This is a genomic window from Streptomyces sp. Tue6028 (assembly GCF_002300165.1).
Lineage (GTDB): Bacteria > Actinomycetota > Actinomycetes > Streptomycetales > Streptomycetaceae > Streptomyces > Streptomyces siamensis.
In genome coordinates, this window is record NZ_MLCE01000010.1 from 223021 (window position 1) to 235352 (window position 12332).

10 protein-coding genes are annotated in these 12332 nt (G+C 69.8%); 1 reads left to right on the forward strand and 9 read right to left on the reverse strand.

The genetic code is table 11. The features are described 5' to 3' along the window. The first annotated feature begins 226 nt into the window (after positions 1-226). A complete protein-coding gene (gene ileS, locus BKI49_RS09145; RefSeq protein ID WP_095933700.1) occupies positions 227-3370 on the forward strand; it encodes an isoleucine--tRNA ligase in 3144 nt (1047 codons plus the stop codon). A gap of 365 nt (positions 3371-3735) precedes the next feature. Here the strand turns inward: ileS and BKI49_RS09150 are convergent, their stop codons facing one another. The 9 genes from BKI49_RS09150 to ftsW form a co-directional block, all read right to left on the reverse strand. Continuing rightward, positions 3736-4881 carry a DivIVA domain-containing protein gene (locus BKI49_RS09150; RefSeq protein ID WP_179332373.1) on the reverse strand — a complete coding sequence of 382 codons (1146 nt, stop codon included), beginning with the start codon at positions 4879-4881 and terminating at the stop codon, positions 3736-3738. 46 nt (positions 4882-4927) lie between these two features. Then, positions 4928-5212, reverse strand: a complete 285-nt coding sequence (locus BKI49_RS09155) for a YggT family protein (RefSeq protein WP_028803186.1) — start codon at positions 5210-5212, stop codon at positions 4928-4930. 52 nt (positions 5213-5264) lie between these two features. After that, complete coding sequence (locus tag BKI49_RS09160) at positions 5265-5906, reverse strand: cell division protein SepF (protein WP_028803187.1); 642 nt, start codon at positions 5904-5906, stop codon at positions 5265-5267. 129 nt (positions 5907-6035) lie between these two features. Next, entirely contained in the window at positions 6036-6755 is a 720-nt protein-coding gene (locus tag BKI49_RS09165) for a YggS family pyridoxal phosphate-dependent enzyme (RefSeq protein ID WP_095933701.1), read from the reverse strand. A 6-nt stretch (positions 6756-6761) separates the two neighbouring features. Next, positions 6762-7499 carry a peptidoglycan editing factor PgeF gene (gene pgeF / locus BKI49_RS09170; RefSeq protein WP_095933702.1) on the reverse strand — a complete coding sequence of 246 codons (738 nt, stop codon included), beginning with the start codon at positions 7497-7499 and terminating at the stop codon, positions 6762-6764. Then, positions 7496-8689, reverse strand: coding sequence for a cell division protein FtsZ (gene ftsZ, locus BKI49_RS09175; protein WP_095933703.1), 1194 nt, complete (start codon positions 8687-8689; stop codon positions 7496-7498). The genes pgeF and ftsZ overlap by 4 nt, the downstream gene beginning before the upstream one ends. 280 nt (positions 8690-8969) lie before the next feature. Then, complete coding sequence (locus tag BKI49_RS09185; protein WP_095933705.1) at positions 8970-9755, reverse strand: cell division protein FtsQ/DivIB; 786 nt, start codon at positions 9753-9755, stop codon at positions 8970-8972. 25 nt (positions 9756-9780) lie between these two features. Continuing rightward, on the reverse strand, positions 9781-10872 hold the full coding sequence (gene murG, locus BKI49_RS09190) for an undecaprenyldiphospho-muramoylpentapeptide beta-N-acetylglucosaminyltransferase (protein ID WP_095933706.1): 1092 nt from the start codon (positions 10870-10872) through the stop codon (positions 9781-9783). Between the two features lie 6 nt (positions 10873-10878). Beyond that, complete coding sequence (gene ftsW / locus BKI49_RS09195; RefSeq protein ID WP_179332374.1) at positions 10879-12243, reverse strand: putative lipid II flippase FtsW; 1365 nt, start codon at positions 12241-12243, stop codon at positions 10879-10881. Between the last annotated feature and the right edge of the window lie 89 nt (positions 12244-12332).

The window sequence follows — 12332 nt, forward strand, 5'->3', positions numbered from 1 at the left end:
GGGTCAGCGCGACGTGAAGATCACCCCGGAGCCGCCGGAAGAACACCCCGCAGGGGCCAGTAGACCCGGTATCGCGACCCCAATGAGGGGGCTCACTGGTGCGAACGGCGCATCGGGGAGCCAAGGAGGGTGGTACCGCGGGAGCGCGCCGCACACGGCGTTCGTAGCAGATCAGGCTCTCGTCCCTCCGACGGAAGGCAGAACGTCCGCCGGAGGAAGCTCGCCGATGAAACCGACGCAGTACCGCCAGGTGCCCGCCCAGGTCGACCTGCCCGCGCTCGAGCACGCCGTGCTCGACTTCTGGCGCGAGCAGAAGATCTTCGCCAAGAGCCTTGAGCAGTCCGAGGGCCGCCCCGAGTGGGTGTTCTACGAGGGCCCGCCCACCGCCAACGGCATGCCGGGCGCCCACCACATCGAGGCGCGCGTCTTCAAGGACGTCTTCCCCCGCTTCCGCACCATGCGCGGCTACCACGTGGCCCGCAAGGCCGGCTGGGACTGCCACGGCCTGCCGGTGGAGCTGGCGGTCGAGAAGGAGCTCGGCTTCAGCGGCAAGAAGGACATCGAGGCGTACGGCATCGCCGAGTTCAACGCCCGGTGCCGCGAGTCCGTGCTGCGCCACACCGACGCCTTCTCCGACCTGACGACCCGCATGGGGTACTGGGTCGACCTGGACGACGCCTACGTCACGATGGACCCCGAGTACATCGAGTCGGTCTGGTGGTCGCTCAAGGAGATCTTCGACAAGGGTCTGCTGGTCCAGGACCACCGCGTCGCCCCCTGGTGCCCGCGCTGCGGCACCGGCCTGTCGGACCACGAGCTGGCGCAGGGCTACGAGACGGTCGTCGACCCGTCCGTGTACGTCCGTTTCCCGCTCACCTCCGGTCCGCTGGCCGGCCGGGCCTCGCTCCTGGTGTGGACGACGACCCCCTGGACCCTCGTCTCCAACACCGCCGTCGCCGCGCACCCCGACGTCACCTATGTCGTCGCCACGAACGGCGAGGAGCAGCTCGTCGTCGCCGAGCCGCTCGTCGAGAAGGCGCTCGGCGAGGGCTGGCAGACCACCGGCGAGTCCTTCACGGGCGCCGAGATGGAGCGCTGGAACTACCGACGACCGTTCGAGCTGGTGGAGTTCCCGGCTCCGGCGCACTTCGTGGTGAACGCCGAGTACGTGACCACCGAGGACGGCACGGGTCTGGTCCACCAGTCCCCCGCCTTCGGTGAGGACGACCTCAAGGTGTGCCGTGCGTACGGCCTGCCCGTGGTCAACCCGGTGCGCCCCGACGGCACGTTCGAGGAAGACGTCCCGATGGTCGGCGGCGTCTTCTTCAAGAAGGCCGACGAGAAGCTCACCGAGGACCTCGACGCCCGCGGCCTGCTGTTCAAGCACATCCCGTACGAGCACAGCTACCCGCACTGCTGGCGCTGCCACACCGCGCTGCTCTACTACGCGCAGCCGTCCTGGTACATCCGCACCACGGCCGTCAAGGACCGTCTCCTCGAGGAGAACGAGAAGACCAACTGGTTCCCGGAGTCGGTCAAGCACGGCCGCTTCGGCGACTGGCTGAACAACAACATCGACTGGGCGCTGTCCCGCAGCCGCTACTGGGGCACCCCGCTCCCGCTGTGGCGCTGCGAGGAGGACCACCTCACCTGTGTCGGCTCCCGCGCGGAGCTCACCGAGCTGACGGGCACCGACCAGTCCGCCCTGGACCCGCACCGGCCGTACATCGACGCGGTCACCTTCGCCTGCCCGCAGGACGGCTGCGGCAGCACGGCGACCCGCGTCCCGGAGGTCATCGACGCCTGGTACGACTCGGGTTCGATGCCGTTCGCGCAGTGGGGCTACCCGTACAAGAACAAGGAGCTGTTCGAGAGCCGCTACCCGGCGCAGTTCATCTCCGAGGCCATCGACCAGACCCGCGGCTGGTTCTACACGCTGATGGCCGTCGGCACCCTCGTCTTCGACAAGTCGTCGTACGAGAACGTCGTCTGCCTGGGCCACATCCTGGCCGAGGACGGCCGCAAGATGTCCAAGCACCTCGGCAACATCCTTCAGCCGATCCCGCTGATGGACCAGCACGGTGCGGACGCGGTGCGCTGGTTCATGGCGGCCGGCGGCTCCCCGTGGGCGGCACGTCGCGTGGGCCACGGCACCATCCAGGAGGTCGTCCGCAAGACGCTCCTCACGTACTGGAACACGGTCGCCTTCCAGGCCCTGTACGCCCGCACCTCCGACTGGGCGCCCAGCGAGGCCGATCCGGCCCCGGCGGACCGCCCGGTGCTCGACCGCTGGCTGCTCTCCGAACTCCACGCGCTCACCGACCAGGTGACGCAGGCGCTGGAGGCGTACGACACCCAGCGCGCCGGAAAGCTGCTCTCGGCGTTCGTCGACGACCTGTCCAACTGGTACGTGCGCCGCTCGCGCCGCCGCTTCTGGCAGGGAGACAAGGCCGCGCTGCGCACGCTGCACGAGGTCGTCGAGACGGTCACGCGGCTGATGGCCCCGCTGACCCCGTTCATCACCGAGCGGGTCTGGCAGGACCTGGTCGTCCCGGTCACGCCGGGCGCCCCCGAGTCCGTCCACCTGTCCTCCTGGCCGGAGGCGGACCTGTCCGCGATCGACCCCGAGATGTCGCGGCAGATGGTGCTCGTACGCCGTCTCGTGGAGCTCGGCCGCGCCACGCGCGCGGAGTCGGGCGTCAAGACCCGCCAGCCGCTGTCCCGGGCGCTGGTCGCCGCGTCGGGCTTCGACGTCCTCGACCCCGAGCTGCACGCCCAGATCACCGAGGAGCTGAACGTGAGCTCGCTCGCCTCGCTCTCCGAGGTCGGCGGGTCACTCGTGGACACCACCGCCAAGGCGAACTTCCGGGCGCTCGGCAAGCGCTTCGGCAAGGGCGTCCAGGCCGTGGCGAAGGCCATCGCCGAGACGGACGCGGCGGCGCTCTCCCTCGCCCTGCGTGAGGGCACGGCGTCGGTCGAGGTCGACGGGGAGACGGTGACGCTGGCCCCGGACGAGGTCATCATCACGGAGACCCCCCGTGAGGGCTGGTCGGTGGCGTCCGACTCCGGTGCCACGGTCGCGCTCGATCTGGAGATCACCGAGGAGCTGCGGCAGGCGGGCCTCGCCCGTGACGCGATCCGGCTGATCCAGGAGGCCCGCAAGAACAGCGGGCTCGACGTGGCCGACCGGATCGCGCTGCGGTGGGTGTCCACGGAGCCGGCCGTCATCGCGGCGCTCTCCGAGCACTCCGGGCTCATCGCGGACGAGGTCCTCGCGACGGACTTCGCCCAGGGCGAGGCCGACGACTCCTACGGCGCCCCGTTCACGGACGAGTCCCTGTCCCTGACGTTCCGCCTGCGCAAGGCGTAACCCGCCGCCCCGGGTCCTCTGGGCCCCGGCGCCCCGCCCCGCTCCCCAGCGGTGGACGGGGCCGCCGGGGCCCTTTCTTTTGCCCCCTCCGCCCCTGCCCGTCCCGTACCCGGGGCTCCGCCCCGGACCCGCTCCTCAATCGCCGGAGGGGCTGATTTCAGCCCGTCCGGCGCTTGAGGACGAGGCCGTCCAGGCCGATACGGGGGTCTGGGGGCGGAGCCCCCAGGAACATGGGACGGGCAGGGGCGGAGGGGGCGAAAGAACCCGGTCCGCGCCGCCGCGGAAGGACGCAAAAGGGCGGGGCCCCCGGAATCCCGGGGGCCCCGCCCTGAACGCTGCCGACGCCTAAGGCGTACTGAAGGCCGTCAGTTGTCGTCCTCGTCGATGAGGAACCCACGCATCGGCGAGGGAGCCTGCTGCATCGGCGACGGCCCCTGCGGCCGCACCGGAGCCATCGGCTGGGTCATGGCCGGCGACATCTGCTGCTGCCCACCGTAGGAGGGCGCGGCCGGCGCCGGCGCTCCACCCATGCCCTGGTTGCCACCGTAGGACGGCGCACTCGCACCGGCCGGAGCCATGGAGGGCGCGGACGGCGACGGCAGGGACGCGGCGGCCGGGGTACGCGGCGGGGCGAGCGAGTCGTCCGCCTGCGTCTCCAGCTGACGCAGCTGCGACTCCAAGTAGGACTTCAGTCGCGTACGGTACTCGCGCTCGAAGCCGCGCAGGTCCTCGACCTTGCGCTCCAACGTGGCGCGGGCGGACTCCAGGGAGCCCATCGCGACGCGGTGCTTCTCCTGCGCGTCCCGCTCCAGCGCGTCGGCCTTGGCACGGGCGTCCCGCTCCAGACCCTCGGCGCGGCTGCGAGCCTCACCGACGATCTTGTTGGCCTCGGAACGGGCCTCGGCGATCGCCTGGTCGGCGGTCTGCTGGGCCAGCGAGAGCACACGGGCGGCGCTGTCGCCGCCGGGACCCTGACCGGGCTGCGGCATCTGCGGACCGTGGCCACCCATGGGACCACCCATGGGACCGCCCATAGGGCCGCCCATCTGCTGCTGCATCTGCGGCTGCATCTGGCCGGGACCCGGACCCATCGGACCCGGACCCATCGGGCCGGGACCCTGCGGACCGCCCTGGCCACTGGGGCCTGCGGGCAGCTGCGGTGCACCGCTCGGCAGCTGGGGCGGGCCACCCATGGGGCCACCCATCTGCTGCTGCGGCGGGCCCGATATGCCGGCGGGCACAGGAGCGCCGGGACCTCGCATGCCCTGCGGCGGACCTTGCTGCTGGTCCTGCTGCTCGGGCGGCTTGCGCATGCCCTGCTGCTGGTTCTGCGCGGCGGCACGCGTGGCGGCGGCCAGCTTGGCGCGCAGGTCCTCGTTCTCGCGCAGCAGGCGCGTCAGTTCGGCTTCGACCTCGTCGAGGAAGGCATCGACCTCGTCCTCGTCATAGCCTTCTCGGAGGCGGACGGTCGTGAACTGCTTGTTCCGCACGTCCTCGGGGGTCAACGGCATCTCTTCACCTCAACGTAGTCGTCGGCATTCGGCAAGACCGTATCGTTCACAGCCGGCTCACGACGGAGATCAGGATGTAGACGATGATCATCAGTACGAAGAAGGACAGGTCGAGCGCCACGCCCCCGAGACGCAGCGGCGGGATGAACCGCCGCAGAAGCTTGAGCGGTGGATCGGTGACAGTGTAGGTGGCCTCCAGAACGACCACCATCGCCTTGCCGGGTTGCCATGAGCGGGCGAACTGGAAGACGTAGTCCATGACAAGCCGGAAAATCAGCACGATGAGGAAACACATCAGCGCGATGTAGAGAACCTGCCCGACCACGCTCATGATCCGTGCTTCCCTCTCCCCTGTTTCCCAGCTTTGTTTCCGGTCCTGCGTCTCAGCTCTGGTTGAAGAACCCGCCCTCTGCGATGCGGGCCTTGTCCTCCGCCGTGACATCGACGTTAGCAGGCGACAACAGGAACACCTTCTGCGTCACCCGCTCGATGCTGCCGTGGAGACCAAACACCAAACCAGCCGCAAAGTCGACAAGTCGCTTCGCGTCCGTGTCATCCATCTCGGTCAGATTCATGATCACCGGGGTGCCTTCACGGAAGTGTTCCCCGATGGTACGGGCCTCGTTGTAGGTCCGGGGGTGCAGCGTGGTGATCCGGTACGGCTCTCGCTCGGACACGACCTTGGGCATGATCACCGGCGCGTTCTTCTCCAGGCTCTGACGTTCTTGTGTGATGGACGCCACGGGGGCGATTCGCGCCGGACGCCCGGATTCCGCGGGGAGCGAAGCGGAATGGGGCACCGGATCGCGCGGCGCCGGAGGCTGCACCACTCGTACCGAATCGTCCCTTTGGGACTGGTGTGCCTGATGTGACTGATGTGACGGTTCATGCCGTCGCCGGTCCCGCTCGGGCTCCGGGTCGAGCTCGGGCTCGAAGTCGTCGTCGGGGTCGAATCCCCTGCCGTCGTACCCATCGTCCTCCACGAGGCCGAGGTAGACCGCCATCTTGCGCATCGCGCCGGCCATGCTCTGAGTCCTCCGCTCTGTGGTGGATCGGCTGACGAATTGCCAAGTGCCCGCGATCCACGTGGTCGTTATGCCCGCCTATGGCGGAAATGACCATATTTTCTGCTGTGGTCCGACTTCTTGGCGACGTTACCCGAGCCTGGGTCGGACTCCGAGTACCGCAGTACCGACGCGTACATGTGTCGCTCCGGCTGCCACGGCCTGTTCGAGGTCCGAGCTCATCCCTGCCGAGACCATGTTCGCAGCCGGATGAGCGCTGCGCAGGGCAGTCGACAAATCCATCAGCCGCTCGAACGCCGCCTGTTCACGTCCCGCGAACGGTCCGGTGAGCGGCGCGACGGTCATCAGCCCGTCGAGTCGCAGCCCCGGGGAGTCCGCGACGAGGTCGGCCAACTCTTCGATTCCCGCGACTCCCACACCCCCGCGCTCACCTCGGCCGCTCTCCTCGGCGTCCAGTGCGACCTGGATGAGGCACCCCACTTCGCGCTCCGCCCGCACCGCCTCCTTCGACAAGGCTGTGACGAGCTTGGAACGATCGACGGACTGCACGACATGCGCGTAACCGACCACGGAACGCACCTTGTTGGTCTGCAATTGACCGACAAAATGCCACGAGAGGGGCAGATCCGAACACTCCGCGGCCTTGGGTGCCGCGTCCTGGTCGCGGTTCTCGGCGACGTGGCGCACACCGAGTTCCGACAGGATCCGCACATCGCTCGCGGGATAGGTCTTGGTGACCACGATCAGGGTCACCTCTTCGCGCTCCCGCCCGGCCGCCTTGCACGCGGCCGCGATGCGCTCCTCCACTTTCGCCAGATTCGCGGCGAGTTGAGCCTTACGTTCTGTCATGCCCCATCAGTCCAGCCAGACATAGCCCGCGAGCCGCCCCGTCGTGCGGTCGCGGCGGTACGAGAAGTGGTCCTGCGATTCGAGCGTGCACACCGGCGACTGCTCCCGGTCGCTCACCCCGAGCCGCTCCAACTGCGCGTGCACTCCGGCGGTCACGTCGACCGCGGGGGTGCCCCAGCTGGTCTCGGCGTACGCCGCCGGCTCGATCGCGGCGACCTCGGCGCGCATCTCCTCGGGCACTTCGTAGCAGCGTCCACAGACGGCGGGTCCGGTCCGGGCGACGATCCGCCCCGGCTCGGCCCCCAGTTCCACCATGGCCCGCACCGCCGCGGGGACGACTCCGGCCACCATGCCGGGCCGTCCCGCGTGGGCGGCGGCCACCACCTTGGCCACCGGATCGGCGAGCAGCACGGGCGTGCAGTCCGCGGTGAGCACGGCGAGGGCGAGTCCGCGCCGCGTGGTGACGATCGCGTCGACCTCGGCCACGGGGCGGTCCCCCCACGGCGCGTCGACGACGGCCACGTCCGGTCCGTGCACCTGGTTCATCCAGACCACCCGGGCCGCGTCGAGTCCCAGCGACCCGGCGGCCAGTTCACGGTTGGAGCGCACGGCGGCGGGGTCGTCGCCGACCGCCCCGCCGAGGTTGAGCTCCTCGTACGGAACGGCGCTCACCCCGCCCCACCGGTCGGTGAAGGCGAAGTGCGCGCCGCTCACAGTGCTCGTTCGGGAGCGCTGCCCTATCACTTCAGGAAGTCCGGCACGTCCAGCTCTTCGGCCGGGCTGTCGGCGTAGGAGCGGGACGGCGGGACCGGCGGCGGGGCCTGGATCTCGCTGACCGGCTCGGGGGCGGGCTCCGCAGCGGCCTCCTTCGGCGTCACGCTGCCGAGTGAACCGAAGGACGGGCGGCTCTCGGTGGACCGCACCGGTGCCGGCTCCTCGCGCTTCGCGGTGGACGACCCGAGGACGTTGTCCCGCTTGGCCGGGGGCTGGCCGCCGTCGAAGCCGGCGGCGATGACGGTGACCCGCACCTCGTCGCCGAGAGCGTCGTCGATGACCGCGCCGAAGATGATGTTGGCCTCGGGGTGGGCGGCCTCGCTGACCAGCTGGGCGGCTTCGTTGATCTCGAACAGGCCGAGGTCGGAGCCGCCGGAGATGGAGAGCAGCACGCCGCGCGCGCCGTCGATGGAGGCTTCGAGGAGCGGCGAGGAGATCGCCATCTCGGCCGCCGCGACGGCCCGGTCGTCGCCGCGGGCCGAGCCGATGCCCATGAGCGCCGAACCGGCCTCGGACATGACGGACTTGACGTCCGCGAAGTCGAGGTTGATCAGACCGGGCGTGGTGATGAGGTCGGTGATGCCCTGAACGCCGGAGAGCAGGACCTGGTCCGCCGACTTGAAGGCGTCGAGGACGGAGACCTGGCGGTCCGAGATGGACAGCAGCCGGTCGTTCGGGATGACGATGAGGGTGTCGACCTCTTCGCGGAGTTCGGCGATGCCGTCCTCGGCCTGGTTGGCGCGGCGCCGTCCCTCGAAGGTGAACGGGCGCGTGACCACGCCGATGGTCAGGGCGCCGAGCGAGCGCGCGATGTTGGCCACGACGGGTGCGCCGCCGGTGCCGGTGCCGCCGCCCTCACCGGCGGTCACGAAGACCATGTCGGCCCCCTTGAGGACCTCTTCGATCTCCTCGCGGTGGTCCTCGGCGGCCTTGCGGCCGACGGCCGGGTTGGCGCCGGCGCCGAGTCCGCGGGTGAGTTCGCGGCCGACGTCGAGCTTGACGTCGGCGTCGCTCATCAACAGCGCCTGTGCGTCGGTGTTGATGGCGATGAACTCGACACCCTTGAGACCGACCTCGATCATCCGGTTGATGGCATTGACACCACCGCCGCCGACACCGATGACCTTGATGACTGCGAGGTAGTTCTGCGGTGCTGCCACGTCGAAGGCCTCTCGCCTCGAATTACGTTGCCGTCGTCTCACGGGTGCTCCGCGGTCCGACGGCTGATGCCGAATTGGGACGGTCCGAACGCCGACCCGAACCCTAACGCTGAAGTTTAGGGTTACCAGTGTGTCTGTTCCTTGGACTCTTCCGAACAGGACACTAAGTCGACAAGTGGCGCACGTTCAACGAACACGCCGAACCTCCCGTTTTTCTTTTCACCCTATGTGATCAGCCGTAGCGCTGCCCAACTAGGGTGCTGGCCTGCGCAGATGTGCGTCAACTCCCCGATGACGCAGGGGCGGTGGGAACGCTTACATCGAAGTGCCGGGCGCCGGGAGCGGCTTTCATGAGAGCGGTGAGCGCCCTGGCTTTGGCGCGCCCCTTCTCGCCGCTGCCCCAGTCGACCGTCCGGCCGTCCTTCAACTCCAGCCGGATCGAGTCGTAGGAACGGACTTTGACGGTGCTCGTGTCGCGGGCGACGGCGGCCGGAAGGTCGCCCGCGGCCCGCACCGCCTCGCGCATCAGCCGGTCGGTGCCGAAGCGGCGCAGGCCGGCCGACCGGGAGACCTTCAATTCCAGTGCGGGCACGCCACGCGGAGCGTCGGAAACCGTCGCGAATCGCACACCCTTGGCGTCCACTTCGACGTATTTTGTGCCTTTTTCGATAATCAGGACGGGGGTGCGCTCGGTCACTTTCAGCCCGATTCCGTTCGGCCAGGAACGGACGACGTCAATCGAGTCAATTCGGGGCAATTCACGCCGCAATCGTGCCGCAATCGCGTCCGTTTCGACAGAAATCAGCGGGGAACCGACCGGAACGTCGGCCGCCCTGCGCACCTGGTCCGCCGTCAGCACCCGCGTCCCCGACACCGTCACGCGGTCCACGCGCAGCCACTGCGAGCCGTAGAGGACCCAGACGGACGCGGCCCCGGCCAACACCACGGAGACCAAAAGGATGATGAGCATACGAGGGCGATGCAGTCGCCCGACACGGGGCGGCCGGGGCGGGCCGGATTCCTGCTTCTGCCGTTCGCCGCGCTCGGCGGTGCTCGGTCCGGCCACGCTCCCTGCCTTCCCTCATGCGGTCCTAGTGGCGGCGCGAGGCGATCGCCTCGTACACCATGCCGACGAGCAGGTCGTCGGCGTCCCGGCGACCGAACTCGCTGGCGGCGCGGGACATCTCGTACAGCCGGTGCGGGTCCGCGAGCACGGGGAGCACGTTCTGCTGCACCCACTGGGGCGACAGCTCCGCGTCGTCGACCAGCAGCCCGCCGCCGGCCTTGACCACCGGCTGGGCGTTCAGCCGCTGTTCGCCGTTGCCGATGGGCAGCGGGACGTACGCGGCGGGGAGCCCGACGGCGGAGAGTTCGGCGACGGTCATCGCACCCGCGCGGCAGAGCATCATGTCGGCCGCGGCGTACGCGAGGTCCATCCGGTCCACGTACGGTACCGGGATGTACGGGGGCATCCCCGGCATCTGGTGCACCTGCGGCAGTTCGTTCTTCGGGCCGACCGCGTGCAGGATCTGGATGCCCGCCTGCTGGAGGTAGGGCGCCGCCTGCTGGACGACCTCGTTGAGGCGGCGGGCGCCCTGCGAGCCGCCGGAGACCAGCAGGGTCGGCAGGTTCGGGTCGAGCCCGAACGCGGCGCGGGCCTCGGGGCGCACGGCGGCCCGGTCGAGGGTGGCGATGGAGCGGCGCAGCGGGATGCCGATGTAGCGGGCCCCGCGGAGCTTGCTGTCGGGCGTGGAGACGGCGACCTGGGCGGCGTACCGCGAGCCGATCTTGTTGGCGAGGCCGGGACGGGCGTTGGCCTCGTGGATCACGATCGGCACGCCGAGGCGCTTGGCCGCGAGGTAGCCGGGCAGGGCGACGTACCCGCCGAAGCCGACGACGGCGTCCGCCTTGGTGCGCTCCATGATCTGCTCGGCCGCCTTGATGGTGCCGCGCAGCCGCCCGGGGACGGTGATCAGCTCGGGCGTGGGCTTGCGTGGCAGCGGCACGGCGGGAATCAGCGCGAGTTCGTAGCCGCGCTCCGGTACGAGGCGGGTCTCCAGACCGCGCTCCGTGCCCAGGGCCGTGATCCCCACGGTCGGGTCCTGCCTGCGCAGGGCGTCCGCGAGGGCGAGCGCGGGCTCGATGTGGCCGGCGGTCCCCCCGCCGGCGAGTACGACATGCACCGAAATTCACCGCTCTCCGGACGAACGCGCCGTGCCGGCACGCCGTCGCATCGTGTTCCATCTCCGAGGCCCCGCGGTCCCCGCGGAGCCTCTCACCGCAGCACGCTTTCTACCAAAGCGGGGTTGCCGCATGGCAAGCGCCGCCCGCGCAGCGGGCTCGTCGCGTGCGAAGGCGATCAGCAGCCCGATGGCGAACATGGTCGGCAGCAGGGCGGAACCCCCGTAGGAGAACAGCGGGAGCGGGACTCCGGCGATCGGCAGCAGACCGAGCACCGCACCGATGTTGATCACGGCCTGGGCCGTGATCCAGGTGGTCACGCCTCCCGCGGCATACCTCACGAAGGGGTCCTCCGTGCGTCCGGCCACGCGGATACCCGCATAGCCTAGAGCCGCGAAGAGGGCGAGTACCGACAGCGTCCCCGCCAGACCCAGTTCCTCCCCGGTGATGGCGAAGATGAAGTCGGTGTGCGCTTCGGGCAGTTGGCCCCATTTTTCCACGCTGGCGCCCAGGCCGGAACCGAAGAGTCCGCCGGAGGCGAGGGCGTAGATGCCGTGCACGGCCTGCCAGCAGTGATCGCCCGGCCCCGGGTCGGTGGCGCCGATGCAGGCGAGCCTGGCCATACGGTTCGGGCTGGTCTTGATGAGGATGACGCCGATGGTCGCGGCGACGGCCAGCACGCCGGCGAACAGCCGGGTGGGCGCTCCCGCCAGCCACAGCAGCCCGAAGAGGATCGCTGTGAGAATGATCGCGGTTCCCATGTCGCCGCCGAGCATGATCAGCCCGAGCAGCATGAAGGCCACCGGCACGAGCGGCACCAGCATGTGCTTCCACTGGGTCAGCAGCCGCTTGTCCTGTTTGCGGGCGATCAGGTCGGCGCCCCACAGCACGAGCGCGAGCTTGCCGAATTCGCTGGGCTGGAGCTGGAACGGGCCGCCGACGGAGATCCAGTTCTGGTTGCCGTTGACCGAGACCCCTATCCCCGGCACCTGCACCAGGGCCATGAGGAAGACGGCGCCCGCCAGGATCGGGTACGCCAGCGCCCGGTGCAGTTTCACCGGCATCCGCGAGGCGACCAGCATGAGCACACCGCCGATCACGGCGGCCAGGAACTGCTTGCGGAAGAAGTACGAACCCGGCAGCGAGAGCTGCAGCGCGGTGATCTGCGAGGCCGAGTAGACCATGACCAGGCCCAGCACGGTGATCAGCAGGCTGCCGCCCAGGATCAGGTAGTACGCGGTGAGCGGCCGGTCCCAGGCCTTGCGGGCGCGCAGGTAGAACCGGCGGACGGGGTTGTCGCGCGGGGGCCGGGCGCCGGACGGCCGTCGCTGCGCGCGCTGGACCGGGGGGCGGCCCGTACGGCTACTCGGCACGGCAGGCACCTCCCGTGCCTCGGGAGGGCGCCCCGCAGGGCGGGAGGGGCCCCCACGGCGCCGTGCCGCCGGCCCGAAGCCGCAGACGA